The organism is Mobilicoccus massiliensis, from assembly GCF_000826525.2.
Taxonomy (GTDB): domain Bacteria; phylum Actinomycetota; class Actinomycetes; order Actinomycetales; family Dermatophilaceae; genus Mobilicoccus; species Mobilicoccus massiliensis.
Map to the genome: position 1 here is coordinate 155,441 of NZ_LN651325.1, position 25,469 is coordinate 180,909.

At 70.5% G+C, this 25,469-nt stretch carries 25 protein-coding genes, 2 tRNA genes and 1 riboswitch; of the genes, 17 read left to right on the forward strand and 10 right to left on the reverse strand.

Annotated elements, in window-relative coordinates; all coding sequences use genetic code 11:
* Positions 1-275: 275 nt before the first annotated feature.
* From BN1197_RS02415 to BN1197_RS02430, 4 genes are all read left to right on the forward strand, one after another.
* Entirely contained in the window at positions 276-575 is a 300-nt protein-coding gene (locus tag BN1197_RS02415; protein ID WP_390622697.1) for a DUF3039 domain-containing protein, read from the forward strand.
* A gap of 276 nt (positions 576-851) precedes the next feature.
* Positions 852-2,594: a DEAD/DEAH box helicase gene (locus tag BN1197_RS02420; RefSeq protein WP_040155845.1), complete on the forward strand. Its 1,743-nt coding sequence runs from the start codon at positions 852-854 to the stop codon at positions 2,592-2,594.
* A 122-nt stretch (positions 2,595-2,716) separates the two neighbouring features.
* Positions 2,717-3,658: an RDD family protein gene (locus BN1197_RS02425; RefSeq protein WP_040155846.1), complete on the forward strand. Its 942-nt coding sequence runs from the start codon at positions 2,717-2,719 to the stop codon at positions 3,656-3,658.
* Positions 3,659-3,733: 75 nt separating this feature from the next.
* Positions 3,734-4,984 (forward strand): acetyl-CoA hydrolase/transferase family protein, encoded by a 1,251-nt coding sequence (locus tag BN1197_RS02430; protein ID WP_082043566.1) that lies wholly within the window; start codon positions 3,734-3,736, stop codon positions 4,982-4,984.
* A gap of 54 nt (positions 4,985-5,038) precedes the next feature.
* Here BN1197_RS02430 and BN1197_RS02435 read toward each other — a convergent pair whose 3' ends face one another.
* The 5 genes from BN1197_RS02435 to BN1197_RS02455 all read right to left on the reverse strand — a co-directional run bounded on the left by BN1197_RS02435 (position 5,039) and on the right by BN1197_RS02455 (position 10,422).
* Positions 5,039-5,908, reverse strand: a complete 870-nt coding sequence (locus BN1197_RS02435) for an ABC transporter ATP-binding protein (RefSeq protein WP_082043556.1) — start codon at positions 5,906-5,908, stop codon at positions 5,039-5,041.
* Positions 5,905-6,906: a FecCD family ABC transporter permease gene (locus BN1197_RS02440; protein WP_245851795.1), complete on the reverse strand. Its 1,002-nt coding sequence runs from the start codon at positions 6,904-6,906 to the stop codon at positions 5,905-5,907. Before BN1197_RS02440 ends, BN1197_RS02435 begins: the two co-directional genes overlap by 4 nt.
* 32 nt (positions 6,907-6,938) lie before the next feature.
* Positions 6,939-7,949 (reverse strand): ABC transporter substrate-binding protein, encoded by a 1,011-nt coding sequence (locus BN1197_RS02445; protein ID WP_040155848.1) that lies wholly within the window; start codon positions 7,947-7,949, stop codon positions 6,939-6,941.
* 61 nt (positions 7,950-8,010) lie between these two features.
* A riboswitch (cobalamin riboswitch) is annotated at positions 8,011-8,185 on the reverse strand.
* 299 nt (positions 8,186-8,484) lie between these two features.
* Positions 8,485-9,108: an isochorismatase family protein gene (locus BN1197_RS02450; protein WP_040155849.1), complete on the reverse strand. Its 624-nt coding sequence runs from the start codon at positions 9,106-9,108 to the stop codon at positions 8,485-8,487.
* A gap of 30 nt (positions 9,109-9,138) precedes the next feature.
* Entirely contained in the window at positions 9,139-10,422 is a 1,284-nt protein-coding gene (locus BN1197_RS02455) for a nicotinate phosphoribosyltransferase (protein WP_245851797.1), read from the reverse strand.
* Positions 10,423-10,483: 61 nt separating this feature from the next.
* Between BN1197_RS02455 and clpS the strand changes: the two genes are divergently transcribed.
* The 9 genes from clpS to rdgB all read left to right on the forward strand — a co-directional run bounded on the left by clpS (position 10,484) and on the right by rdgB (position 17,552).
* Entirely contained in the window at positions 10,484-10,789 is a 306-nt protein-coding gene (gene clpS, locus BN1197_RS02460) for an ATP-dependent Clp protease adapter ClpS (RefSeq protein ID WP_040155973.1), read from the forward strand.
* Positions 10,790-11,413 carry a DUF2017 domain-containing protein gene (locus BN1197_RS02465; protein WP_052465887.1) on the forward strand — a complete coding sequence of 208 codons (624 nt, stop codon included), beginning with the start codon at positions 10,790-10,792 and terminating at the stop codon, positions 11,411-11,413.
* Positions 11,414-11,636: 223 nt separating this feature from the next.
* Positions 11,637-12,488: a basic amino acid ABC transporter substrate-binding protein gene (locus tag BN1197_RS02470; RefSeq protein ID WP_245851796.1), complete on the forward strand. Its 852-nt coding sequence runs from the start codon at positions 11,637-11,639 to the stop codon at positions 12,486-12,488.
* A 67-nt stretch (positions 12,489-12,555) separates the two neighbouring features.
* Positions 12,556-13,407 (forward strand): amino acid ABC transporter permease, encoded by an 852-nt coding sequence (locus BN1197_RS02475; protein WP_082043559.1) that lies wholly within the window; start codon positions 12,556-12,558, stop codon positions 13,405-13,407.
* A gap of 1 nt (position 13,408) precedes the next feature.
* On the forward strand, positions 13,409-14,332 hold the full coding sequence (locus tag BN1197_RS02480; RefSeq protein WP_052465888.1) for an amino acid ABC transporter ATP-binding protein: 924 nt from the start codon (positions 13,409-13,411) through the stop codon (positions 14,330-14,332).
* Between the two features lie 154 nt (positions 14,333-14,486).
* Positions 14,487-15,296, forward strand: coding sequence for a glutamate racemase (gene murI / locus BN1197_RS02485; RefSeq protein ID WP_040155853.1), 810 nt, complete (start codon positions 14,487-14,489; stop codon positions 15,294-15,296).
* Positions 15,293-16,060, forward strand: a complete 768-nt coding sequence (locus tag BN1197_RS02490; RefSeq protein WP_040155855.1) for an MBL fold metallo-hydrolase — start codon at positions 15,293-15,295, stop codon at positions 16,058-16,060. The genes murI and BN1197_RS02490 overlap by 4 nt, the downstream gene beginning before the upstream one ends.
* 116 nt (positions 16,061-16,176) lie before the next feature.
* Positions 16,177-16,941: a ribonuclease PH gene (gene rph / locus BN1197_RS02495; protein WP_040155857.1), complete on the forward strand. Its 765-nt coding sequence runs from the start codon at positions 16,177-16,179 to the stop codon at positions 16,939-16,941.
* Positions 16,938-17,552 carry an RdgB/HAM1 family non-canonical purine NTP pyrophosphatase gene (gene rdgB / locus BN1197_RS02500; protein WP_040155860.1) on the forward strand — a complete coding sequence of 205 codons (615 nt, stop codon included), beginning with the start codon at positions 16,938-16,940 and terminating at the stop codon, positions 17,550-17,552. Before rph ends, rdgB begins: the two co-directional genes overlap by 4 nt.
* Before the next feature lie 15 nt (positions 17,553-17,567).
* Here the strand turns inward: rdgB and BN1197_RS02505 are convergent.
* Positions 17,568-17,649, reverse strand: a tRNA-Leu gene (locus BN1197_RS02505).
* Positions 17,650-17,788: 139 nt separating this feature from the next.
* On the reverse strand, positions 17,789-18,265 hold the full coding sequence (bcp, locus tag BN1197_RS02510; protein WP_040155979.1) for a thioredoxin-dependent thiol peroxidase: 477 nt from the start codon (positions 18,263-18,265) through the stop codon (positions 17,789-17,791).
* Positions 18,266-18,491: 226 nt separating this feature from the next.
* On the opposite strand from bcp, the gene BN1197_RS02515 reads away from it, so the two are divergent.
* Positions 18,492-18,758 (forward strand): DUF3618 domain-containing protein, encoded by a 267-nt coding sequence (locus BN1197_RS02515; RefSeq protein ID WP_040155862.1) that lies wholly within the window; start codon positions 18,492-18,494, stop codon positions 18,756-18,758.
* Between the two features lie 92 nt (positions 18,759-18,850).
* On the opposite strand, the gene BN1197_RS02520 is transcribed toward BN1197_RS02515, so the two are convergent.
* Both BN1197_RS02520 and tdh read right to left on the reverse strand, forming a co-directional pair.
* Positions 18,851-20,041 (reverse strand): glycine C-acetyltransferase, encoded by a 1,191-nt coding sequence (locus tag BN1197_RS02520; RefSeq protein ID WP_040155863.1) that lies wholly within the window; start codon positions 20,039-20,041, stop codon positions 18,851-18,853.
* A gap of 40 nt (positions 20,042-20,081) precedes the next feature.
* Positions 20,082-21,128 (reverse strand): L-threonine 3-dehydrogenase, encoded by a 1,047-nt coding sequence (gene tdh / locus BN1197_RS02525; RefSeq protein ID WP_040155864.1) that lies wholly within the window; start codon positions 21,126-21,128, stop codon positions 20,082-20,084.
* 174 nt (positions 21,129-21,302) lie between these two features.
* Between tdh and BN1197_RS02530 the strand changes: the two genes are divergently transcribed.
* Positions 21,303-21,375: transfer RNA gene (locus tag BN1197_RS02530), tRNA-Lys, on the forward strand.
* A 189-nt stretch (positions 21,376-21,564) separates the two neighbouring features.
* The gene (locus BN1197_RS02535) at positions 21,565-23,229 is read left to right on the forward strand and encodes a methyl-accepting chemotaxis protein (protein WP_040155865.1); all 1,665 of its coding nucleotides are present in this window, start codon (positions 21,565-21,567) and stop codon (positions 23,227-23,229) included.
* A 58-nt stretch (positions 23,230-23,287) separates the two neighbouring features.
* Here BN1197_RS02535 and BN1197_RS02540 read toward each other — a convergent pair whose 3' ends face one another.
* Positions 23,288-24,232 (reverse strand): hypothetical protein, encoded by a 945-nt coding sequence (locus BN1197_RS02540; protein ID WP_052465889.1) that lies wholly within the window; start codon positions 24,230-24,232, stop codon positions 23,288-23,290.
* Positions 24,233-24,417: 185 nt separating this feature from the next.
* On the opposite strand from BN1197_RS02540, the gene BN1197_RS02545 reads away from it, so the two are divergent.
* Positions 24,418-25,335, forward strand: a complete 918-nt coding sequence (locus BN1197_RS02545; RefSeq protein ID WP_040155866.1) for an SDR family oxidoreductase — start codon at positions 24,418-24,420, stop codon at positions 25,333-25,335.
* Positions 25,336-25,469: the final 134 nt, after the last annotated feature.

Sequence of the window (25,469 nt, forward strand, 5' to 3'; positions counted from 1 at the left end):
GGCCCTTCTTCCTGATCGGGGTGGGCGTGACCTGCGGTTCCCCGCGCGATCCAGTGTCCTACGCCTACTGCTTCGCGGCCAACCCGGGCGGATACCGGCGCGCAGTCGCTCGGCCGTGCCCCGTCGCACCCGCCGCCGTCTCACCCGCCGCCGCCTCCGCCGAGATGGCAGATGGGAAGGTGGCGATGCGGGGGTGATCACCCCACCGAAGCTTCCATCCCATCTGCCACGACGGGTGGCGACGGGTGGGCGCGACGGATGGGGAGCTGGGCATAATGACCGGCATGACGTCGACGCCCGATCTCGAGCCCCTGTCAAGTCCCGGCACGAGCACGTCGGTGCTCGAACGCACGGAGCCGGAGACCGACTATCGCACCGACTCCGGCGATCACGAACGCTTCGCGCACTACGTGCGCAAGGAGAAGATCGTCGAGTCGGCCGTCACGGGCGAGCCGGTCACGGCGCTGTGCGGCAAGATCTGGGTGCCCGGCCGCGACCCCAACCGGTTCCCCGTCTGCCCGATGTGCAAGGAGATCTACGAGGGTCTGCGCGCCCCGCAGGACGGCGGGGAGTAACCGCCGCCCGCCTTCAGGGAGAACCCGGAGGACCCCACCGCCGTGGCCAGCTGCGCTCGGCGCGTGGGGTCCTTTCGTGCGCGCGCTGTGTGGCCGGGTGTCCACGACGGCGTCCGCAGCGACCCCTGGCGGCGCCCACCACGAGCTCCACCCCGACCTCCACCACGACCTCCGATGGCCTTCGGCGCGACCGCGAACCGACGGCGCGCCCGGCGACCAGGTAGACCCCCGGCGTTCACGGGGTTGTCGGAGCGAGCCGTTACAGTCGTCCCCGCCATGAGTACTTCTGCCGCCTCGCACCTGTCGCCCGCCTTTCCCGAACGCGCTGCCTGGGGCACGGCCGGCAAGCTGCGTGCCTGGCAGGCGGAGGCGCTGACGAAGTATCTGCAGACCGATCCGCGCGACTTCCTCGCGGTCGCCACGCCGGGCGCAGGCAAGACGACGTTCGCGTTGCGCGTGGCCGCCGAGCTGCTTCAGCGACGCGTCGTCGACAAGATCACGGTCGTCGCGCCCACCGAGCACCTCAAGACCCAGTGGGCCGACGCGGCGGGTCGCGTGGGCATCCGCCTCGACCCGCGGTTCGTCAACAGCGTCGGCGGGCACAGCCGCGACTACGACGGGGTCGCGCTCACGTACGCGGGGGTGGCCAGCAAGCCGCTGCTGCACCGGGCGCGCACCGAGAACCACCGCACCCTCGTCATCCTCGACGAGATCCACCACGGCGGCGACAACCGCTCGTGGGGAGATGCGCTGCGGGAGGCGTTCGCTCCGGCCACGCGGCGACTCTCGCTCACCGGAACACCGTTCCGCTCCGACACCAACCCCATCCCGTTCGTCACCTACGTGGCCGACGACTCCGGCATCCGCCGTTCGGCGAGCGACTACACGTACGGGTACGGCGAGGCTCTCGCCGACGGGGTGGTCCGGCCGGTGCTGTTCATGGCGTACGGAGGCGGCATGCGGTGGCGCACCCGGGCCGGCGACGAGCTCGAGGCGCGGCTGGGCCAGCCTCTGACCAAGGACATGATCAACCAGGCCTGGCGCACCGCCCTCGACCCCAAGGGTCAGTGGATCGGCTCGGTGCTCGTGGCCGCCGACAAGCGCCTGACGGAGGTACGGCGTCACGTCGAGGACGCGGGCGGGCTCGTCATCGCGTCCAACCAGGCGCAGGCCCGCGCCTACGCGCGGATCCTGCACGAGGTCTCGGGTGAGAAGCCGACCGTCGTGCTCTCCGACGACTCGGGCGCCAGCGCGCGCATCGAGGAGTACGCCGCCGGCACGAGCCGGTGGATGGTCGCAGTGCGCATGGTCTCCGAGGGCGTCGACGTCCCTCGCCTGGCGGTGGGTGTCTACGCCACCAACACCGCCACCCCGCTGTTCTTCGCCCAGGCCGTCGGGCGTTTCGTGCGCGCCCGGCGCCGCGGCGAGACCGCCTCGGTGTTCGTCCCGAGCGTCCCGACCCTCCTCGACCACGCGGCCCGGCTGGAGGACGAACGCGACCACGCGCTCGACCGCCCGAAGTCGGCGCAGGATCCGGACTGGATCGAGGAGCAGTCGCTACTGGAGGAGACCAACCGCGAGGAGAAGGCGAGCGACACCCTCGACCAGCTCTCGTTCGAGGCCCTGGAATCCGACGCCGAGTTCGACCACGTCCTCTTCGATGCCGAACAGTTCGGCCTCGGCACGGTGCCCGGCTCGCCCGAGGAGGAGGAGTACCTCGGGCTGCCGGGGTTGCTCGAGCCCGATCAGGTGGCCCACCTGTTGCGTTCCCGGCAGCCCCAGGGCCGGCCGGTAGCCGAGGAGGCGCCGCAGCCCTCCGCGCACCGGGCGCTCGCGGCCACCCGCAAGGAGCTCAACTCGCTCGTCGGGGCCTACGCCCGCAAGACCGGCGCCCCGCACGCCGTCGTCCACGCCGACCTGCGGCGCACCTGCGGAGGTCCGGCCCTCGACACCGCGACCCACGAACAGGTCACCGCCCGCATCGAGACCATCCGCCGCTGGTTCGTGGGCCGTCGCTGACGGTCGTCTCCCGGCCTCTCCGTCCTCGCCGTTTCGCTGACTCACCGTCGTCCCGTCTCGCCGTCTCGGAGCCGGCACGACCGTGTCACCTGCGGTCGAAGCCGTCTGGAACACTGGCAGGCATGGAAGAGCGCCCCTCCGGCTGGTACGACGATCCCGACGAGCTGAGCCGCCTGCGGTACTGGGACGGCCGGTCGTGGACCGAGCGCACCCACCCGAAGGCGCCGATGCCCGCGCCCCAGGAGCCCCGGCCGCCCGTGACGCGGCTGCGGCCCACGCGGAGCAAGGGAGAGCACGGCGAGGGCGACTCACGCGACGGTGTACGTGACGATGCACGGGAGTCGCGCGACACCCGGGCCGGCCGTCCGGCCGGCGCGGCGGCATCCGAGCAGGCTCGTCGTCCCCTCGGGGCCGACGACAGCCCGCGCCCCTGGTCGCGTGGAACGTCGACCGCCGGCCGTCGAGCCGGGCGCGATCGTCCTCGTCACGGATCCGAGCCGCTGCGCGGTGGCCGCTCCGGCGATCCGCAGGACGGGGAGGCCGCCCCCGCCGGTTACTGGCATCGGGCGGCGGCCTACCTGCTCGACCTGCTCATCGTCGGAGTCGTGTTCCTGGTCTTCATGGTCGTCACCCTGCCCCTCCTCGGCGAGGTGTCGACGATGCAGCAGGCGTGGGGCCAGAGTGTGCTGCGCGCCTACCAGGCCGGCCAACCGATGCCCGACGTGCCGCCCGCTGTCCTCGCCGTGGGCTCGATCATGCTGCTCATCCACGCGGGCATGCTCGTGGTCTACGACACGGTGCTGCTGCGTCGCTTCGGGGCGACCGTCGGATGTCTGGCGCTCGGCATCCGCGTGCACGACTCGGCGAACGGCGGCCTCGCCTCGGGCGGACGGCTGGTGTGGCGCTCGCTGCTCAAGTACGCGGGATTCGTCCTCGGTGCCCGGCCCGAGACGGCGATCATCGGCTACGCGTTCTGGGTCGTGGACTTCGTCTGGCCGCTCTCCAACCCGCGGCGCCTCGCCCTGCACGACCGGTGGAGCGGCACCCGGGTCGTTCGCGCCTGAAACAGGCGTCACCACCACGAACCGAACCGTGCGAAACACGGCGTGTCGCGGGCCCGAATCGGTCACAGTGTCCACGTGACGACGAACAGCAACGACGCTCTTCCCGCCGTCCTGCGCCGCGCACTCGAGGCGACGGACGAACCGCGTGTGGTCATCTCGGGCAACCATGCGATCCCCTGGACGGGGCTGACCACGGTGGACCAGACGTTCGAGACCTACCGCCTGCATTGTCTCAACGCGCCCAAGGGCATCCCGGATCGCGAGGGGGTGACCTACGAGAGCGCGTTCGTGGGGGCGGGCATGCGCCGCCACCCGCGTCTGAAGTACTTCCCGACCCGACTCTCGCAGGTGCCGGTGCTCTTCAAACGGCACCTCGTGCCCGACGTCGTGCTGTTGCACACCTCGATGCCGGTCGACGGCAAGGTGTCGCTCGGCTGCGAGGTCAACGTGCTCCCGGCGGCCATCGAGGCGTGCCGCAAGCGCGGCGGCATCATCGTCGCCCAGATGAACGCGAAGATGCCCTACACGTACGGCGACGGGGAGTACGACCTCGACCTGCTCGACGGGTACATCGAGGTCGACGAGGACATCGCCGGCCACGCGTCGGCGGCGCCGTTCGACCAGGCGCGGGCCGACAGCGCGGCCACCATCGGCCGGCTCGTGGGGGAGCGGGTCCACGACGGGATGACGTTGCAGCTCGGCATCGGCGAGATTCCGGACGCCACGCTGCGTGAGGTGCTCGACAAGCGCAACCTCGGGGTGTGGAGCGAGATGGTCTCCGACGGCATCCTCGCCCTCACCGATGCGGGCGCTCTCGACCCCGACCGCATCATCACGTGCTCCTTCATGTTCGGCCGCCCCGAGCTGTTCGAGTGGGCCGACCGCAACGAACAGTTGCGCGTGCTGCGCACCGAGACGGTCAACGCCGTCGCCAACATCAGCAGGAACGCGGGCATGACGAGCATCAACACCGCCCTGCAGGTCGACCTGTTCGATCAGGCGAACGCCTCGCGCATCAACGCGCGCATCCACTCGGGTTTCGGTGGCCAGACCGACTTCACGGTCGGTGCGATCCACGCACCCGGCGGCCAGGCGATCATGGCGTTGCGCTCGTGGCACCCCAAGGCCGACGTCTCGACCATCGTGCCGCTGCTCGACGAGCCGGTCACGAGCTTCCAACACTCCTGCGTCGTCACCGAGAACGGCGTCGCCGAGCTCATGGGTCAGGACGACGACTCCCAGGCCGCCAACCTCATCGAGAAGGCCGCGCACCCCTCGGTGCGCGAGGAGTTGTGGGAGGAGGCCCACCACCTGGGCCTCGCCTGAGGCTTGGGCCTCGATACGTCGGTTGGATCGGGAAGCCGTGCCAGGGAGCGCTCCTCACGGCGAAGCGGGCGGGTCGCGGTGGAGGCGCGCACGAGGCGTAGGCTCGGCGACGTGATCGGCGTCGGCGTGTCTCGCGGTCACGAGGGGTACGCGGTCACGATCGCCGCCGACGAGACCCGTCCAGCTCACCCGGAGACGATCGTCGGCCGTGACGCGGGCCCGCACCCCGAACACCTGCGCGACGAGGTCGGGAGTGAGGACCTCCGCCGTCGGCCCCTGACCCGCGACGCGCCCGTCGTGCATGACGATGATCCGGTCGCAGAACGCGGCGGCGAGGTCGAGGTCGTGCAGCACCGCCACCGTCGTGAGGCGGAGTCCGGCGACCGTGCGCAGGAGGGCGATCTGGTGCCGTAGATCGAGGTGGTTCGTCGGCTCATCGAGCAGTAGGAATCGAGGCTCCTGGGCAAGGGCTCGTGCCAGTTGCGTGCGCTGGCGTTCACCACCGGAGAGCGTGGGCCAGCGACGGTCGGCCAACGAGCCCACCTCGGTGATGGCCATAGCCCGGTCGACCCGGTCGGATCCACGGTCGCGACGGCCGGGCCAATGCCCGGCATGGGGAATCCGGCCGAGCTCGACCACGTGCCGCACACTGACGTCGAGGCCGGTCTCGGGGTGCTGTTCGAGGAGCGCGCACCGCCGGGCGCGTTCGCGCGCCGAAAGCGTGGCCAGGTCGACACCGTCGTACGTCACGACCCCGTCACTCGGTCGACGAAGGCCGGCGAGCAGGTGTAACAGGGTGGTCTTGCCCGACCCGTTCGGGCCGACGACCGCCGTCATCGTGCGGGGTTCGACGTCGAGGTCGACGCCGCTGACGATGTCGATGCCGTCGACAGACCAGCGCAGGCTCCGCGCGCCGACCCTCATGATCGCCGAGCCTGACGCCGCAGCAGCGCGACGAGCACCGGCGCCCCGATCGCCGCGGTGATCACGCCGACGGGGATCTCCTGACCGGGAGCGACGGACCTCGCCGCGGTGTCCGACCACAGCAGCAGCACCGCGCCCGCGAGTCCCGAGACCGGCAGGAGCATGAGGTGCCCGGGGCCGGTGATGAGACGGACGATATGGGGCACGGTGAGGCCGACGAACCCGATCGGCCCGACGACCGAGACGGTGACCGCGGTGGCGAGGGCGCACCCCACGAGGAGCCCCCACCTTGCCCGTCCGACTCGCACCCCCAGGGAGCGGGCCGAGGTCTCTCCGAACGTGAACGCGTCCAGGGTGCGCACCGCCGAGACCAGGGCCACGAACGTGACCACCGCCAATGAACACACGAGCCACGCCCCGCTCGCGCGCACTCCGGCGAAGGAGCCCAATGTCCAGGTCATGACCTCACGGGCACCACTCAGACCGCCGAAGACCATGACGACGAACGAGGTGAACGCCCCGGCGAGCTGGCCGACGGCCACACCGGCAAGGATCGTGCGGGTCGGCGGTAGAGCCCCCGATCGTCCCGTCGCGAGTGCGAGGACGAGGGCGAGCGCGGCGAGGCCACCGACGAAGGCGCTGAGGGCTACGCCGAGCGGTCCGGAGGCGAGCGACCATCCGAGCACGATCGCGGTGACGGCGCCGACGGCGGCACCGCTGGAGATGCCGAGCAGGTACGGGTCGGCGAGATCGTTGCCGGTCAGTGCTTGGAGTACGCAACCACATTGGGCGAGGAGAGCGCCGACGGCCGCCGCGGTGAGTACGCGCGGCAACCGCAGCTCCCAGACGATCCGATCGGCGAGGACGGAGACGTGCTCGCCGTCTGCGAGCCACATCCGGCGCGCCATGACCCCGACGACTTCGGTGGCTGGGACTGCCACCGACCCGACGCCGAGGACGATGACGACACTCACCGCGAGCAGGAGCAGCAACGTCACGCCCAGCAGCGGAGCCGCGTGCGTCCGCCCTTTCACGAGGCCGGCAGCGCAGCGATCTGCCGGCCCACGGACTCCGCGCCGTCCACGAGCCTCACTCCTGGGGTCGACTCGCTGAAGGGGACGACGACGAACCGCTCGTTCTTCACCGCGTCCAGCTTGCTCAGTGTGGGATCGGAGGCGAGGTATTTCTTCTTCTTGTCGGCGCTGTCCCAGCTCGCGTCGGCGAGCACGATGACGTCGGGGTTCGCCGCGACGACCTTCTCCCACGAGCCGTCGGACCATCCGCCGTCGAGACCCACGAAGACGTTGGTGCCGCCGACGGCGTCGATGATGAGCTGCGGGCCGCCGCCCCCGGCACCGACCAACGGCGTCCTGTCACCGGAGTCGTACCAGAGGATCGTCATGCCCTTGCCCGCGCCGGCCGCCTTGACGTCGGCGACCTGCTGTTTCTGCGTGTCGACGAGCTTCTTCGCGTTGTCCGGCACGTCGAAGATCGTCGCGATCTCGGTGATCTCCTTCCAGCCGTTCTCGAACGTCGCCTCGGCGGGCTTTGTGCCCTTGGCGCATCCGAACGGGCTGACGTAACTGCCGATGCCCTCCTGCCCCAGCTCGGCACGCGTGCCGACCGCCTTGTCGGTGAAGGCGCTCGCAAAGGCGGCGTAGGCGAAGTCGGGTCCCGCTGCGAGGAACTGCTCCTTGCTCGGGTACTCCTTGGCGAGGACCGTGACCGAGTCGTAGGCGTTCTCGTACTCGGCCGGCACCGCGTCGTCGAGGTAGGCCGTGCCGACCATTCGGTCGGCGAGGCCGAGCGCGAGCGCGGTCTCGGTCGCGGCCTGGTTGAGGGTGACGAGCTTCTCGGGCGGCTGCGCGACGGTGACCTGCTCACCGCAGTTCGTCATCGTGACGGGCGTCGCCGACCCGGCGGACGACGGAGCGGCGGGCCCCTGCCCCCCGGTCGGCGCGCCGGCGCATCCTGCGAGAAGAGCAGCGACGGCGGGGGCGATGGCGATGGTGAGACGACGCGGTGAAACGGCGGAGCGCATGGCAGTCCTTCGGCGATCGGCGGGCCTGGAACGCGAGGTCCGTACGTCGATCCGCGCCGCGGGTCGCGGGCGATCACCAGCAGGTCTTCGGACTCGGGATCATCCGGTGCGGGGCGCCTTCCCGGATCGCTCCAGTGGCCTCGTGCCCCGCCCGTCTCCCTCACCGCTGCGCGTCAGTTCCGGCCTCACACCGGATTCCCTGGCCCCTCGGGGCGACTGGCACGCACACCGTAGCAGCCGGGGTGATCGTGACGAGGAGAGATGCCTGGCGATCGATGCATGGGTTGGGTACACGATGCACGTCGTGGGAGGCGTGCCTCTTGGACGTAAGGCGTGCACGGATGACGGGAGGGGTGCGCGGAGGCCCGAACGCCTGCACGGACGATCCTGGGCGTGCATCCGGTACGCGCGGCGTGCACGGAGGGGGTTCGGCGATCGGTGTACGGGTTGGGTACACGAGGCACGTCGTCGGAGGCGTGTCTCGTGGGCGTAAGACGTGCACGGATGACGGGAGGGGTGCACCGAGGCCCGGCTGTCAGGCCGTGCGCGGAGTGCCCTGGAGTTCGACGCCCTCGGCGCGCAGGGTGGCCAGCGCGCGGGTGGTCGTGTCCTCGGCGACGCCGGCGGTGAGATCGAGCAGCACGCGGGCGGCGAATCCCTGCTGTGCCGCGTCGAGGGCGGTGGCCCGCACGCAGTGGTCGGTGGCGATGCCGACGACGTCGACCTCGGTGACGTCCGACTCCCGCAGCCAGTCGCCGAGCAGCACACCGCCGCTCGCACCAGCGTCGCCCGAGTCGTCGTCCTCGCTCGTCGTGCCCTCGAACCCGCTGTAGGCCGCGGAGTACTGGCCCTTGCGGAACACGGCGTCGACGGAGGTCAGCTCAGGAGCGACATCGGGATGGAAGTCCGCACCCGGGGTGCCGACGCGGCAGTGCGGCGGCCAGGAGTCGACGAAGTCGGGGTTCTCGGAGAAGTGAGCGCCGGGATCGATGTGCCAGTCGGCGGTGGCGACGACCGCTGCGTAGTCGTTCCGGTGCTCCCGCAGGTATCGGGCGACGTCGGCGGCGACGGCCTTGCCGCCGGCCACGCCGAGGGATCCGCCCTCGCAGAAGTCGTTCTGGATGTCGACGACGATCAGGGCTCGGGTGTCGGTGCTCATCGGGTTCTCCTCACGTCGCGTCGGGGAGCCTCAGCGCGTGCCGCCGAGGGCGAGAGTGGGGTCGGGATGCTCGTCGACGAATACCGTCGGGATGACGGGTTCGCCCTTGGAGAGGCGGTGGGACTTGCCCGGCAGCTGCGCGAGGCGCTCACGGTGCCGGTCACGGGCAGCGTCGACGGGCTCGGCGCCGACGATCTCGCCGTCGCGCACGAGCGGCACGAGGAGATCGAGATCGCCTGGGCCGCCGGGGATCTCGCCGATGCCGACGAGCTCTGCGCGGGCGACGCCCTTCTCGTCCAGCCTGCGGCGGGCGTGCTTGCGGCCGCCGATCGAGGTCTTGTCCTTGCTCGCCTTGGCCACGCTGATGAGCTCGCCCGAGTCGTCGGCGCGGGCGACGAGCTTGTAGACGAGCCCCGCGGTGGGAGCCCCGGATCCGGTGACCAGCGAGGTGCCCACGCCGTACGCGTCGACGGGTGCGGCGGCGAGAGCGGCGATCGCGTACTCGTCGAGGTCGGAGGTGACGACGATGCGGGTGGAGGTCGCGCCGAGCGAGTCGAGCTGCGCCCGCACCTCGTGGGCCTGGGCGACGAGGTCACCGGAGTCGAGTCGCACGGCTCCGAGACCCTTGCCGGCGAGGCGCACGGCGCTCTGGACCGCCTCGGCGACGTCGTAGGTGTCGACGAGCAACGTGGTGCTCTTGCCGAGGCTCTCGATCTGGGCGGTGAAGGCGGCCTCCTCGCTGTCGTGCAGCAGCGTGAAGGAATGGGCGCTCGTGCCCGCCGAGGGGATGCCGTAGCGGCGGCCGGCCTCGAGGTTGCTCGTCGTGTCGAACCCGGCGATGTACGCCGCGCGGGCCGAGGCCACCGCGGCCCATTCGTGAGTGCGGCGCGAGCCCATCTCGATGCACGGGCGACCGCCGGCGGCCAGGGTCATCCGCGACGCCGCGCCGGCGACGGCGCAGTCGTGGTTGTAGATCGACAGGGCGATCGTCTCGAGGATCACGGCCTCGACGAAGGTGCCCTCGACGATGAGCAGGGGAGAGCCGGGAAAGAAGACGTCGCCCTCGGCGTAACCCCAGATCGAGCCCGAGAAGCGGTAGTCGCGCAGGTAGTCCAGCGTCGCGTCGTCGACGATGCGCTGCTCGGCGAGGTGGTCGATCTCGGCCGGGCCGAACCTGAAGTCGGCGAGCGCGTCGAGGAACCGGCCCGTGCCGGCGACCACGCCGTAGCGCCGCCCCTCGGGCAGGCGTCGTCCGAAGAGCTCGAAGACGCTCCGTCGCGAGGCCGTGCCCGCGTGCAGCGCGGCCTGGGCCATCGTGAGCTCGTAGTGATCGGTCAGCAGCGCGGTACTCACCCGTGCAGCATATGGTGAAGGGGTGTCGATCAGCCCTGCGGAGCCGGACGTCCATGAGGACGTGCGCTTCGACGAGCTCACCGCAGGCCTCACCGACCCGGGCTGGATCACCCTCGTCTGGAACGACCCGGTCAACCTCATGTCGTACGTCACGTACGTCTTCCAGAGCTACTTCGGGTACTCCCGCGAGAAGGCCGAGCTGCTCATGCTCGACGTCCACCACAAGGGGCGGGCGGTCGTCGCTCACGGCCCGCGGGAGCAGATGGAACGCCATGTCGCGGCCCTGCACGAGTACGGGCTGTGGGCCACCTTCCAGAAGGACGAGTGAGTGACGCACGGATTCCGCCGCACCCGCCGCGGCATCGCCGCCGACCTCGCCGAGCCCGAACGCGAGATCCTGCTCGCCCTGGTGCGGCAGACCGCCGACCTGTTGGAGGAGCAGGTCGGCGGGCCGGCGGCTCCTGAAGAGGGGGACGACGACTCGTTCGAGGCCCTCATGCGGCGCGCGGGCTTCGCGGACGACGGGCCGCGGCCGGCGACCGACGACAGCGCATCCGACCGCACCTCGCCCACCGACCCGGCGGTGCGTCGACTCCTGCCGGATGCCCACCATGACGACGCCGAACTGTCGGCCGAGTTCCGGCGCCTCACCGGCGACGTCGTGCGTGACCGCAAGCTCGGCCACCTGAGGCGGGCGGCCCGGATCCTCGCCGACGCCGACGACGGCCGGCTGCGTCTCACGCAGCAAGAGGCCACCAGCCTGCTCATCTCGATGACCGACGTGCGCCTCGTGTTGGCACAGCGTCTGGACCTCGTCGACGACGAGGCCGCCGAGTCCCTGTCGGAGCGGGTCGAACAGATGGATCCCGACGATCCACGGTTCCCGCTCGCCCTCGGGTACGAGTTCCTCACGTGGCTGCAGGAGACCCTGGCGCTCGCGCTCACGCCCTGACATGGCGCACCCGTTCGCGCTGAGCAGCGGGGGCCCGGTGTCCGTGCCGTTCGGCGCGCAGAATGTGCCGTTGCCCGATCCGTGATCCCGCGGGTGCTGTGTGCTGCGCCACGTCGGTGTGATGGTTGGCTCCTCAACCGCCGCCGCGACGATGCGGGCGGCGCCTTCGACAGGAGATCCGATCGTGCCTGGTTCCCCCTTTTCTCCCCGTCGTCTCGCCGCGGTGGCCGCCGCGTCCGTGCTCGTGCTCGCCGGCTGCGGCAGCGGCTCGGGCAACGGGCAGGCCCAGCCCGGCGCCTCCGGCACGAGCGACGGCGGCTACCAGCTGGTGCAGCCCGGCAAGCTCATGGTCTGCACCCACCTGGCGTACAAGCCGTTCCAGTTCCCCGACTCCTCGGGCAAGGTCGTCGGCTTCGACGTGGACATGATCGACCTGGTCGCCAAGGACCTGGGGGTGACCCAGGAGATCGTCGACGTGCCCTTCGACCAGATCTGGTCGGGTGCGGCGCTGCAGGCCGGCAAGTGTGACCTCGGTGCGGCGGGCATGACGATCACCCCCGAGCGCGCCAACACGGTGCTCTTCTCCGACCCGTACTTCGACGCCGAGCAGGCCCTGCTCACCAAGCAGGGGTCGGGAATCACCAACCTCGCCCAGATGAAGGGCAAGAAGCTCGGCGTGCAGACCGACACGACGGGCCAGAAGTACGCCGACGAGAACGCGAGCGCCAACGGCTACCAGGTCGTTGTGTTCGACGACCTGCCCACGAGCGTCAACGCGGTGAAGTCGGGCAACGTCGACGCCGCGATCAACGACAACGGCGTGCTCTACGACTTCGCCAAGGACAACACCGACACCCAGGTCGTCACGGAGTTCCACACCGGCGAGCAGTACGGCATCGCCGCGCGCAAGGACCAGCCGAGCGGGCAGAAGCTCATCGAGGAGGTCAACCGGGTGCTGGAGCAGTCCAAGACCGACGGGAAGTACAAGGAGATCTACAAGAAGTGGTTCGGTACCGAGCCGCAGGTCGACGGTGACGAAGGCGCCGCCACCGGCGCGCCCACCACGAACGGCTGACCGCCCGAGCCCGCCGACGCGGCGCCGCCGGACCGGCGGCGCCGCGTCCTGATCGTCAGGAGTGCCGTTGTCCTCCACCACCACCGACCCGGCGGCCACACCCGCGCCGCGCACGGGTCGTCGCAAGCGAACCGGATCGCCGCGCAAACGCGCCCAGCGGATCAGGCTCGTGCAGTACGCCGTCCTCGCGGTCGTCGTCGCCATCGCCGTCGCGGTCGCGGACTGGCCGCAGATCGGCAAGGTCTTCTTCCGGCCCGATCTCATCGGGCTCACCCTCGAGCAGGGGCTGCTGCGAGCCTTCGGCAACACGCTCGCGTACTCCGCGGGCGCGTTCGTGTTCGGTCTCGTGCTGGGCACGATCCTCGCGCTCATGCGCCTCTCGCAGGTCGCGCCGTACCGGATGCTCGCCTCGATCTACATCGAGTTCTTCCGCGGCGTGCCGGCGCTCATCGTCTTCCTCGCGTTCGGCATGCTGCCGTTGGCGTTCCCCGGCCTGCAGATCCCGTTCGGCACGTACGGCACGGTGTGGAGCGCCCTCGGGCTCGTCAGCGCGGCCTACATGGCCGAGACGATCCGCGCCGGCATCCAGGCCGTGCCCAAGGGGCAGGTCGAGGCGGCGCGGTCGCTCGGGATGTCGTCCGGTCAGGCGCTGCGGCGCATCGTACTGCCGCAGGCGTTCCGCATCATCCTGCCGCCGCTGACCAACGAGTTCATCCTCGTGACCAAGGACAGCTCGCTCGTGTACGTCATCGGGCTCTCGCGCGGCGCCTACGAGCTGACGAAGTACGGCAAGGACCTCTCCAACGCCAACGCCAACCTCACGCCGCTCGTGCTCGCCGGCTTCACCTACCTGCTCATCACCCTGCCCCTCGCCTACGCCGTGCGCCGGCTCGAGGCCAAGAACGCGAGAGGACGCTGACATGTCGACCTCGGCATCGGCTGCCACGGCGCAGCCCGCCCGTTCCGACGACGCGGTGGTCGTCGTCTCCGACCTGCACAAGTCCTTCGGCGATGTCGAGGTGCTCAAGGGCATCGACCTGTCGATCCGCCGCGGTGAGGTGGTCTGCGTCATCGGGCCCTCGGGGTCGGGCAAGTCGACGTTGCTGCGCTGCGTCAACCTCCTCGAACAGCCGACGAAGGGGAGCATCCACGTCGACGGCGAGGACATCACCGATCCGGACTGCGACATCGACGACGTGCGCAGCCGCCTGGGCATGGTGTTCCAGCAGTTCAACCTGTTTCCGCACCTCACCGCGCTCGGCAACTGCATGCTCGCCCAGACCCAGGTGCTCGGCCGTTCCCGCCGCGAGGCCCGTGAGACGGCGCAACGCAACCTCGACCGCGTCGGGCTGGGGGAGCGCGGCGACGCCCACCCGGCGCAGCTCTCCGGTGGCCAGCAGCAGCGCGTCGCCATCGCGCGGGCGCTGTCGATGGATCCCGAGCTCATGCTCTTCGACGAGCCCACGTCGGCACTGGACCCCGAGCTCGTCGGCGACGTGCTCTCGGTCATGCGGCTGCTCGCCAAGGAGGGCATGACGATGATGGTCGTCACCCACGAGATGGCGTTCGCACGCGATGTCGCCGACCGGGTGATCTTCATGGACGGCGGGGTCATCGTCGAGGAGGGCGACCCGCACCAGGTCATCGGCAACCCCCGCGAGGACCGTACGCGCACCTTCCTCCAACGCGTCCTCGACCCGACGCACGTCGACCCGGGATCGGTCGACGCGCACTACGCCGAGCTGCACCGCACCAACCCCGCCGGCATCGCGCCCGCCGAGTTGGGCGCCCCGCAGCGAGGTGACGTGGGGGGCCCGGCGTCACCGGGCCCCGACGTGCGGTAGCCACGGCGTCGTGGCATGACGGGTCGGGTCCACTCGCGCGAGCGGGCCGGACCCGTACCCGCCCGTGTCTGTTCACGTGGCGCCCAGCGGTGTTGACGCACGTCACGTCACGAGCGTGGGGTCGATCGTCAGGCTCAGCCCCTATCCTGCTCGGGTGCAGCAGGACGCGCCGATCGGCATCTTCGACTCCGGGTACGGGGGCCTCACGGTGGCGCGCGCCGTGTTGGATCAGCTTCCGGACGAGCCCGTCGCCTACCTCGGCGACACCGCCCGCGCGCCCTACGGCCCGCGGCCGATAGCCGAGACCCGCCGCTTCGCTCTGGAGTGCCTCGACTCGCTCGTCGAGTCCGGCGTCAAGGCGCTGGTCATCGCGTGCAACACCGCGAGCGCGGCGATGCTGCACGACGCCCGCGAACGGTACGACGTGCCGGTCATCGAGGTCATCCGCCCCGCGGTGCGCCGGGCGGCGGCCGCGACGCGCGACAACGTCGTCGGGGTCATCTCCACCGAGGGCACCCACCGCAGCCGTGCGTACGTCGACGCGTTCGCGGCGGCACCTCAGATCCAGGTCGTCTCCCAGCCGTGTCCGCGGTTCGTGGAGTTCGTCGAGGCCGGGATCACCGGCGGTGACGAGCTGCTCGCCGTGGCCCACGGCTACCTCGAGCCGGTGGCCGCTGCCGGGGTCGACACGCTCATCCTCGGCTGCACGCACTATCCGCTGCTCACCGGTGTCATCAGCTACGTCATGGGCGATCTCGTCACGCTGGTGTCCTCCGCCGAGGAGACGGCCAAGGACGTCTACCGGGTGCTCGCCGACGCGGACGCCTTGCGCCCCCAGGGGTCGCCGCCGCCGGTGCACCACTTCCACACGACCGGTGACCCGGCCGAGTTCGCCCGCCTCGCAAGGCGGTTTCTCGGCCCCGAGATCGGTCACCTCAACCTCGCGCAGGGAGGGCTCTCATGAGGTTCACGGTGATCGGCTGCTCGGGTTCGATGCCCGGCCCCGCCTCTCCGGCGTCGTGCTATCTCGTGCAGGCCGAACACGAGGGCCGCACGTGGAGCATCGCGCTCGATCTCGGCAACGGATCGACCGGCCCGATGCGCTCCTTCCTCGACCCGATCGACCTCGACGCGGTCGTGCTCAGCCATTTGCACCCCGACCACTGCCTCGACGTGTGCAGCCTGTACGTCGCGATCAACTACACCCCGGGACGGTCGAGGGAGAGCCGGATGCCGGTGTACGCGCCGCCCGGTGCGCACGAACGCCTGGGCCGGGCGTACGGGGTCGAGCAGCCCGAGAACCTCGACGGTCGCTACGAGTTCGTCGACCTCGTGGCGCGCCGGCCGTTCACGGTGGGGCCGTTCACGATCACTCCCGTGCCCGTCTTCCACCCCGTCGAGGCGTACGGGCTGCGTGTCGAGGCCGATGGCGCCGTGCTCGCGTACACGGGCGACACCGACATCTGCCCCGAGCTCTCCGAACTGTGCGCAGATGCGGACCTCGTCCTCGCCGACTGCGCCTACGTCGACGGTCGTGACGACAGTGAGGGTGTGCACATGAGCGGTTCGAAATGCGCCCGCGCCGCCCTCGACGCCGGGGGAGTGAAACGCCTCATGCTCACCCACATCCCCGCGTGGAACGATCCCGAGGTGTGCCGCGCCCAGGCGGCCGCGATCTGGCCCGGTGACGTCGAGATCGCCCGCCCCCTCGCGACCTACGACCTCTGATCGCGCCGAGGCAGCCGCGGATTCCGCCCCTCGTGCTCGAACGGGGGGTCTCGGGGCGAACGAGCGGAATCCCCGGCTGTCTCGGCGTGCTTGAGCCCCACCCGTAGGCTGGCGCCATGAGCACCGACGCGACTCCCGCGCGCCACGACGGCCGCCTGCCCGGCCAACTGCGCGACATCCGCATCACCCGCAACTGGCTCGACCACGCGGAGGGGAGCGTGCTCGTCGAGTTCGGACGCACCCGCGTGTTGTGCGCGGCGTCGTTCACGCCGGGGGTGCCGCGCTGGCGCAAGGGCAGCGGGTTGGGTTGGGTCACGGCGGAGTACGCGATGCTGCCGCGCTCGACGAACACCCGCAGCGACCGGGAGTCGGTCAAGGGCCGCATCGGCGGACGCACGCACGAGATCTCGCGCCTCGTCGGGCGCAGCCTGCGTGCGGTCGTCGATCTCGCCGCCCTCGGCGAGAACACGATCGTCCTCGACTGCGACGTGCTCCAAGCCGATGGCGGCACGCGAACCGCGGCCATCACCGGTGCGTACGTCGCGCTCGCCGACGCGGTTACGACGGGCAAGGCGATGGGGGCGATCTCGCGTTCCGCGACACCGCTGACCGGCTCGGTCGCCGCCGTGAGCGTCGGCATCGTCGGAGGCGAGCCGGTGTGCGATCTCGACTACGTCGAGGACGTCGACGCCGGCACCGACATGAACGTCGTCATGACCGGTGACGGTCGCTTCGTCGAAGTGCAGGGCACCGCCGAGGGCGAGCCGTTCGACCGGGAGCTGCTCGGGCGCCTGCTCGATCTCGCGACCGACGGATGCGCCGAGCTCACGCGTCTGCAGGCCGATGCCCTGGCCGGGCAGGCACGGGAGCGTCTGGCATGAGCGACCGCCGGATCGTCCTCGCCACCCGCAATCCCGGCAAGGTCGTCGAGCTGCGGGCCATCCTCGCCGACGTGCTGGAGGAGCTCGGTCTCGAGCTCGTCGGGGTGACCGAATTCCCCGACGTCGCCGACGTGCGTGAGACGGGCGTCACCTTCGTCGAGAACGCGACGCTCAAGGCGCGCGCCGTCGCCGAGGCGACGGGGCTGCCCGCGCTCGCCGACGATTCCGGGCTCGCGGTCGACGTGCTCGGCGGGGCGCCGGGAGTGTTCAGCGCCCGATGGTCCGGCCGCCACGGCGACGACGAGGCCAACCTGCGCCTGCTGCTCGCCCAGGTCGCCGACGTGCCCGACGAGCACCGGGGCGCGGCGTTCGTCTGCAGCGCCGTGCTCGCGCTGCCCGACGGACGGATCGCCGACCGCGAGGGACGGTTCCCCGGCACGCTGACGCGCGAGCCCCGCGGCGCGGGCGGTTTCGGCTACGACCCCATCCTCCAGGTCGCCGGCGACAGCCGCACCGCAGCCGAGCTCGACCCCGCCGAGAAGAACGCGATCTCCCACCGCGGCAAAGCGTTTCGCGCGCTCGCCGACGACCTGCGCCGCCTCCTGGGCTGAAGGATCATTCGTCGGTGCGGAAGGCGGGACTCGAACCCGCACGCCCGTGGGCACAGGAACCTAAATCCTGCGTGTCTGCCAGTTCCACCACTCCCGCGTCCGACCGAACATTAGCGGGGGCTTGTCGGTCTCGGCGTTCGGGGCGGCCACGCTGGACGCAACCGTTCGGACGCGTGGACCGTGCCGAGGCGTGAGGGTGGAAAGCGGGGAGCGTTGCCGCCCTGCGCGTCTCCGCGTCAGGCCGGGAGCTCGACTCCCAGCGTCTTGGCGAGGGAGGCGACGTGACCCTTGGCCCGCACGTTGTACTTCGCGAGCTCGATACGGCCGTCCTCGTCGATGACGAACGTCGAGCGGATCACACCGACGGTCTTCTTGCCGTACATCGTCTTCTCGCCGTAGGCGCCGTACGCGGTGAGAACGGACTTGTCGGGGTCGGAGAGCAGCGGGAACGTCAGCTGCTCCTTCTCGACGAACCGGGCGAGCTTCTCGGGCGCGTCCGGGGAGAGGCCGTACACGGCGTACCCGGCCCCGGTGAAGGGCTCGAGAGAGTCCCGGAAGTCGCAGGCCTGCGTCGTACACCCGGGCGTCATCGCCGCGGGGTAGGCGTAGAGGACGACCTTGCGTCCGCGCAGGTCGGCCAGCGACACCTGCGCACCGGTGTCGGAGGTGAGGGTGAATTCGGGGGCGGGATCGCCCGGCTCGAGACGGGGCATGGAAGGCTCCTGAAGACGGTGGACGCGGGCGTCGCGGCGCGGTCCTGGGCGGCCCCCGCAGGCGAACACGATCGGCTCGTCGACGCGGCGGGCTGCATGGAACAGGCCGGTCACGGGTAGGTTATCGTCGCAGGGACCCGATATTCGCGGGCCCGGCACCGGTCACCTGCCGAGGTGTCCGGTAGACCGAGAGCCATCAGCCGAGAACGCCGAGAAGGAGCCGTCGATGAGCGCCAAGGACAACCGGTCACTCGACGAGATCGAGAAGGACATCGCGAGGAACCGGGACAACCTCGCCGCCGCGATCGACGAGTTGGCGTTCCGGGTCAAGCCGGGCAACATCGTCAAGCGCCAGGCCGCCGAGGCCAGGGGATTTTTCGACCGCAGCACGCGCAACTCCGACGGGTCGCTGCGCATGGAGATCGTCGGCCCGGTCGCCGGCGCCGCGGTCCTGCTCGTCGCGCTCGCGATCTTCAACCGAGTGCGCGACTGACGAGCAGCGCTCACCACACGCCACGACGGGACGGTCACCTTCTGTAGTGAAGGTGACCGTCCCGTCGCGTGTGCCGGTCGCCCGGCCCGGGTTCAGGCCACGGCGTCGCGTGCGTCGACGAACGCCTGCACGCAGGCCCGCACGTCCTCCTCGCTGTGGGCCGCCGAGAGCTGCACACGGATGCGGGCCTTGCCCTTGGGAACCACGGGGTAGGAGAAGGCGATGACGTAGACCCCGCGCTCGAGCATCGCGTCGGCGATCTGCGCGGCCTGGCGGGCGCCGTCCTCGCCGGGGAACATCACCGGGGTGATGGGGTGGGTGCCGGGCAGCAGGTCGAACCCGGCGTCGGTCATGAGTTCGCGGAACAGCCTCGTGTTGCGCTCGAGCACGGCCCGCTTGTCGTCGCCGCCGAGCGCGAGCTCGATCGCCTTCATCGAGCCGGCCGCGACGGCGGGAGCGACGGCATTGCTGAACAGGTACGGCCGCGAACGCTGCCGCAGCAACGCCACGACCTCCTTGCTACCGGCGACGTACCCGCCCGAAGCACCGCCGAGGGCCTTGCCGAGGGTGCCGGTGACGAGGTCGACCCGGTCGAGCACACCGCACTTCTCCGGAGTGCCGCGACCGTGCTCGCCGACGAACCCGACGGCGTGGGAGTCGTCGACGAGGACCATCGCGTCGTAGGAGTCGGCGAGGTCGCAGATCTCGGCGAGCGGGGCGTAGTAGCCGTCCATCGAGAACACGCCGTCGGTGACGATGACCTTGTACCGCGCGCCGGCGTCGTCGGCCGCCTTGAGCTGCGCCTCGAGATCGGCCATGTCGGCGTTCTTGTACCGGAACCGCTTGGCCTTGCACAGGCGCACGCCGTCGATGATCGAGGCGTGGTTGAGCTCGTCGGAGATGATCGCGTCCTCGGCTCCGAAGAGCACCTCGAACACGCCGCCGTTGGCGTCGAAGCAGCTCGAGTAGAGGATCGCGTCCTCGGTGCCGACGAGCTCGGCGATCTTGGCCTCGAGCCGTTTGTGCAGCTCCTGCGTGCCGCAGATGAACCGCACGCTCGCCATGCCGAAGCCCCACTCGTCGAGGGCGGCCCGGGCCGCCTCGATCACCGCGGGGTCGTCGGCGAGACCGAGATAGTTGTTCGCGCAGAAGTTGAGGGCCTCACCGGTCGTCGTGCGCACGTGCGCGGCCTGCGGAGAGAGCAGCTCACGTTCGTTCTTGTACAGGCCTGCGTCGCGGATCTCCTCCAGCGTCGCGGCGATCGAGGCGTCGAAGTCGGTCATCGGGATCTCTCGATTCTCGTTCGGGAGCGTCGTCGCGCGCTCAGAGCGTTCCGGCGATGTCGAGCACGACCTTGCCACAGTCGCCCGAGCGGGCCGCCTCCCATGCCTTGGGCCACTCCTCGAGCGGGAACGTGTGGGTGATGACCGAGCTCACGGTCTGGCGGAGCAGCGCGGAGTTCTGCATCATCGCGCTCGCGGCGTACCAGGTCTCGAACATCTCACGGCCGTAGACGCCCTTGATCGTCAGCATGTGGGTGATGACCTTGCCGAAGTCGATGGCGAACCCCTCCTTCGGCAGCCCGAGCAGGGCGATGCGGCCGCCGTGGTTCATGTTCTCGATGCCCTCGCGCAGCGCCGCCGGGTTGCCCGACATCTCGAGGGCGACGTCGAAGCCCTCGCTCATGCCGAGCTTGTCCTGCGCCTCGCGGATGCGCGTGGTCGCGACGTTGACGACGAGGTCGGCTCCGGCCTGGCTTGCGAGACCCAGACGGTAGTCGGAGACGTCGGTGACGACGATGTAGCGGGCTCCGGCGTGGCGCGCGATGGCGGCGGCCATGACCCCGATGGGGCCGGCGCCGGTGATGAGCACGTCCTCGCCGACGAGGGGGAACATGAGCGCCGTGTGCGTCGCGTTGCCGAGCGGGTCGAACAGGGCACCGACCTCCGGACGCATGTCGTCGGGCTGCACCCACACGTTGGTGGCGGGGATGACGACGTACTCCGCGAACGCCCCGTCGCGGTTGACCCCGACGCTGTTGACCGCGATGCACATCTGGCGGCGCCCGGCGCGGCAGTTGCGGCAAACCCCGCAGACGACGTGCCCCTCGCCGGAGGCCTTCTGTCCCACCCGGCACGACGTGACGTCCTCGCCGACCTCGACGATCTCTCCGAAGAACTCGTGCCCGAGCGTCATCGGCGGATGCACCTGCGCCGCCGCCCAGTCGTCCCACTGCTCGAGATGCAGGTCGGTGCCGCACAGCCCGGCGGCCAGCACCTTGATCTTCACGTCGCCCGGGCCACACTCGGGCTCGGGCCGGTCGACGAGTTCGAGGCTGGGGCCGGCGTGGGTCTTGGCGAGTGCCTTCATGTCTGTCTCCTTCGACGGTCAGGTCTCACCGTAAGTCCGCAGGTCATGTCGTGACCGGCGTTCCGGGAGTGAAGTCGGCGCTTTCGGCCGTCTCGTCCGTCACTGTCGGGAACCCAGCGTGACCAGCCGATTTCATGCTTTCCGTCGTCGTGCGGTAACGTTCTTCCTCGTTGCGCGCCATTAGCTCAATTGGCAGAGCAAGTGACTCTTAATCACTGGGTTCGGGGTTCGAGTCCCTGATGGCGCACCGTTCTCCCACTTTCCGGGATCCACGCCCTCCCGCGCTCCTCGCGCCGGAGGGCGTTCTGGTGTCCGGGGAACGTGAGCCGGCGACAGCCGCAGGCGCGGCCCCACTCAGGCGAGGCGAATCAGTGCCGATGGTCATCGTGCACCCGCAACCCCAACGGGTGATCGTCCTCGAAGGGTCTCTGCACACATGTCCAACGGTTCGCCTCGGCGTATCAGCATTTTCGCCAAGATCCTCGCGGTCGGCATCGTCGGCATCCTCGGCGTCGTGCTGCTCGGCCTCACGGCCATCGTCGGCACGGCGCGGGCCAACGCGGCGGCCGAGCACCTGCGGGAGGTGGAGGTGGCCCGCGAGGCGCTCGCCGACCTGCACTACTCCGACGCCGACGCCGGCACGTGGCTCGCCTTCTACGGCTGGGACACGCGACTCATCGGCCCCAAGGCGGCCGTCGCTCAGCCGGCCAAGGAGGGCACCAACCGCGCCGGTTTCGAGGCGGCGCAGAAGCGCGCGAAGGAGCAGCTCGCGTCGATGCCGACGGAAACGTTCGACGAGACCGACCGTCAGACGTTCGAGACGCTCAAGGGCGCGTGGAACAAGTTCTTCGAAGCGGACGCTCGGGCCGTCGAGGCGTACGCCAAGGGCGACCTCAAGGGCGGCGACCGCATCATCCAGGGCTCGAGTCTGCCGGGTGGCGGCGGAGCCGGGGCCGACGACGCGAACACCGCCTTCGCCGCCTACGGCGAGATCCTCGAGTCGGTGGGCAAGCTCCAGGAGAGCTTCGACGCCAAGCAGGCCCAGGCTCAGGCCGAGGCCACCGCTGCAAGCCGGACGACGCTCGTCACCACGGTCATCGGGCTCATCCTCTTCCCCGTCGTCGTGTTGCTCGTCGCCGTCTGGGTGAGCCGCGGCATCCGCACCGACCTGCGACGCGTCCACGGCTCCGTCGAGGCGCTCGGCCGCGGCGATCTGACCGTGCCGGCCGAGGCCCGGGCGAACGACGAGCTCGGTGACATGGCCGCCTCACTCGAGGAGGCGCGTCGCTCGATGGGCGAGCTCATCGCCTCGGTGGGCCGGGCGTCGGACGAGGTCGGCGAGGAGAGCGACCAGCTCACGCACACCTCCGACCGGCTCCGCTCGGTCTCCACGACGGCCTCGAGCGAGGTCAACCAGGCCGTGGGGGAGACCCAGGAGGTCGGCACCCACATCCAGACGCTCGCGGCGGGCACCGAGGAGCTCACCGCGTCCATCCAGGAGATCTCGCGTAGCACGCAGGACGCCGCCGACGTCGCCTCGCGGGCGGTCGCCGTCGCCGAGACGACGAACGAGACGGTGAGCAAGCTCGGCCAGTCCAGCGCCGAGATCGGCGCAGTCATCGCCGCGATCACGAGCATCGCCGAGCAGACCAACCTGCTGGCCCTCAACGCGACGATCGAGGCCGCTCGCGCCGGGGAGGCCGGCAAGGGCTTCGCCGTCGTCGCCAACGAGGTCAAGGACCTGGCCCAGGAGACGTCCAAGGCCACCGAGGACATCGGTCGCCGTGTCGAGGCCATCCAGTCGGACACCGAGGCCGCCGTCGCCGCCATCGCCCAGATCGGTGCGATCATCGCGCAGATCAACGACACCCAGTCGACCATCGCCTCCGCGGTCGAGGAGCAGACCGCGACGACGAACGAGATGAGCCGCAACGCGGCGGACGCCGCCCGCGCCTCTCAGGGCATCACGGGCCGGGTCACCGGGGTCTCCCGCGCCACCGACGACGCGAGTGCCTCGGCCACCGAGGCTCAGGCCCAGGCCGCCCGCCTCGCGGAGCGCGCTACCGAACTGCGCAGCCTCATCGGGCGGTTCACGATCTGACCCACCCGGGACGAGGGCGGAGGCGAACGACGCGGTCGGTCGCCTCCGCCCTTTCGTGTCAGGAGCGGGTGTCGTTCCCTTCGGCGGGGTCGTCGGGGTGCCGGCGCACCTTCGCCTCCTCGGCACGGAACTCCCGGACCATGGGGCGATCGGAGCGGCCCCGCGGCTGCTCACCGGGGTCGGCACCAGGAACGGCGTCGTCGTCGGGTGAGGTCTCCAGCGGCGCTGTGGCCGGACGAGCGGCGGCGTGGCTCCCGCGCAGGGATGAACGCCCGTCACCCCGGCGCTCGGCATCCGAACCCTCGTCGACCGGACCCTCGTCGACCGGAGTCTCGTTGACGGGGACCTCGGCGCCCGGGACCTCAGCGACCGGAGTCGCGCTGGCTGGAGCCTCGGCGACCGGTTCGCCCGTGATGTGACGTTCGACGCGCGAGCTCCCGGAAGCGGGAGATCCGTGGGCCTCGTCGTGAGAGGCATCCTCGTGGCTGGTCCGGCCGGGACGCGCGTCATGAGGCGTGCGGTCGATTCCGTACACCTCGTCTGCGAGCGACTCGTCGTGGCCCGTGCCGCCGACATGGCGCACGTCCCATTCCGCGCGGTCGTCGGCGACGGTGCGGCCGTCGTCGAGACGACGACCGTGCTTGTCGGTGCGCACGTCGGGGTCGAGGGCGTCGGCGTGGCGCAGTCGACGCTCGTGGTCCTCGCGCAACTCGTCACGCGCGCCGCTGCGGTGCTCGGCCTCGATCTCGAGCCGCCGTGCCTCGGCCGCGCGCTCGTCGGCCTCGGCGCGGGCCTTGTGTGCCGAGGCCTCCGCCTCGGCGGCGCGAGCCTCCTCGACGCGAAGGTCCCGCTCCTGCTCGGCGGCCTGTTCGCGGATGCGCCCCGCCTCGACGCGATGGCGCTCGTCGGTCCTGCGCTTGTGCGCACGGGCGGCGACGACGCCGAGGACGAGCAGGATCGCGAGGACCGCCAACGCGATCCAGACCCACTGCATGTCGTTCATGTGTGTTCCTCCTGGCCGGTGGCCTTCGGGTCGGCAGACCCGTTCCGCACCACGGTAGGCGCCGGCGCGTACCACGGTGAGGTGATCACCGCGGAAGTCGGAGGAGTGTCGGGCCGCAGGTGGGGTAAGGGAACGACGAACAAGGTTCCCGCGCATGGGAACACCGAACGCGCACGAGGAGTGACATGACTCAGGACAGCGACCGGACCAGCACCGATCAGCTCACCCTTCAGGACCCGACCAAGCGGTACCCGACCATCAGCCCGCCCGAGCAGTCCCTGCCGGGCACTGGCCTGGACGCGGAGATGGCGCCCAAGGCCGACCTCGGAGAGGAGTCCTACCGCGGCACCGGCCGGCTCGTCGGGCGCAAGGCGCTCGTCACCGGCGGCGACTCCGGCATCGGCGCGGCCACGGCGATCGCGTTCGCGCGCGAGGGCGCCGACGTCGCCATCACCTACCTCCCGCAGGAAGAGAAGGACGCGGAGCACGTCGTCGAGGTCATGCAGCGCGAGGGGCACGTGGTGGCCAAGCTGCCCGGCGATCTGCGCGACAAGGGCTTCGCTCAGAAGCTTGTCGACTGGGCCGTCGAATCCCTCGGCGGCATCGACATCCTCGTCAACAACGGTGGCAAGCAGGTGGCCACCGACGGTCTGGAGAAGATCACCGACGAGCAGCTCGAGGCGACCTTCGACGTCAACATCCTCGCGATGTTCCGCCTCACCCGCGCAGCGCTGCCCCACCTGCAGGCAGGCGCGACGATCATCAACACGACGTCGATCCAGGCGTACGAGCCGTCGCCGACCCTCATCGACTACGCCTCGACCAAGGCCGCGATCAACAACTTCACCAAGGGCCTCGCCGAGGAGCTCGCTCCCAAGGGCATTCGCGTCAACTCCGTGGCGCCGGGCCCGATCTGGACCCCGCTGCAGCCGTCGGGTGGTCAGAAGCCCGAGGACCTGCCGGAGTTCGGCCAGTCGACCGGTCTGGGTCGGGCGGGCCAGCCCACCGAGCTCGCGCCGGCGTACGTCTTCCTCGCCTCACCGGAGTCGAGCTACGTCGTCGGCTCCACGATCCACGTCAACGGTGGTATGCCGACCCCGTGACCAGCGCGTCGCGTCGGGCCTGAAGAAGGAAGATGGGATGGCAGCCGAAGCGGGGTGATCACCCCCGCCCGGCTGCCATCCCATCTTCCATGTCGGATCGCCTGCGTCCCGCTCAGCGGATCAGCGGATCAGCG

Excerpts from the sequence above, each read along its gene's own strand:
- BN1197_RS02415 (WP_390622697.1), top strand. The coding sequence starts at position 276 with ATGACCGGCATGACGTCGACGCCCGATCTCGAGCCCCTGTCAAGTCCC.
- BN1197_RS02420 (WP_040155845.1), top strand. The coding sequence starts at position 852 with ATGAGTACTTCTGCCGCCTCGCACCTGTCGCCCGCCTTTCCCGAACGC.
- BN1197_RS02425 (WP_040155846.1), top strand. The coding sequence starts at position 2,717 with ATGGAAGAGCGCCCCTCCGGCTGGTACGACGATCCCGACGAGCTGAGC.
- BN1197_RS02435 (WP_082043556.1), bottom strand. The coding sequence starts at position 5,908 with ATGAGGGTCGGCGCGCGGAGCCTGCGCTGGTCTGTCGACGGCATCGAC.
- BN1197_RS02445 (WP_040155848.1), bottom strand. The coding sequence starts at position 7,949 with ATGCGCTCCGCCGTTTCACCGCGTCGTCTCACCATCGCCATCGCCCCC.
- BN1197_RS02450 (WP_040155849.1), bottom strand. The coding sequence starts at position 9,108 with ATGAGCACCGACACCCGAGCCCTGATCGTCGTCGACATCCAGAACGAC.
- BN1197_RS02455 (WP_245851797.1), bottom strand. The coding sequence starts at position 10,422 with ATGGCCCAGGCCGCGCTGCACGCGGGCACGGCCTCGCGACGGAGCGTC.
- BN1197_RS02480 (WP_052465888.1), top strand. The coding sequence starts at position 13,409 with ATGTCGACCTCGGCATCGGCTGCCACGGCGCAGCCCGCCCGTTCCGAC.
- BN1197_RS02490 (WP_040155855.1), top strand. The coding sequence starts at position 15,293 with ATGAGGTTCACGGTGATCGGCTGCTCGGGTTCGATGCCCGGCCCCGCC.
- rph (WP_040155857.1), top strand. The coding sequence starts at position 16,177 with ATGAGCACCGACGCGACTCCCGCGCGCCACGACGGCCGCCTGCCCGGC.
- rdgB (WP_040155860.1), top strand. The coding sequence starts at position 16,938 with ATGAGCGACCGCCGGATCGTCCTCGCCACCCGCAATCCCGGCAAGGTC.
- bcp (WP_040155979.1), bottom strand. The coding sequence starts at position 18,265 with ATGCCCCGTCTCGAGCCGGGCGATCCCGCCCCCGAATTCACCCTCACC.
- BN1197_RS02515 (WP_040155862.1), top strand. The coding sequence starts at position 18,492 with ATGAGCGCCAAGGACAACCGGTCACTCGACGAGATCGAGAAGGACATC.
- BN1197_RS02520 (WP_040155863.1), bottom strand. The coding sequence starts at position 20,041 with ATGACCGACTTCGACGCCTCGATCGCCGCGACGCTGGAGGAGATCCGC.
- tdh (WP_040155864.1), bottom strand. The coding sequence starts at position 21,128 with ATGAAGGCACTCGCCAAGACCCACGCCGGCCCCAGCCTCGAACTCGTC.
- BN1197_RS02535 (WP_040155865.1), top strand. The coding sequence starts at position 21,565 with ATGTCCAACGGTTCGCCTCGGCGTATCAGCATTTTCGCCAAGATCCTC.
- BN1197_RS02540 (WP_052465889.1), bottom strand. The coding sequence starts at position 24,232 with ATGAACGACATGCAGTGGGTCTGGATCGCGTTGGCGGTCCTCGCGATC.
- BN1197_RS02545 (WP_040155866.1), top strand. The coding sequence starts at position 24,418 with ATGACTCAGGACAGCGACCGGACCAGCACCGATCAGCTCACCCTTCAG.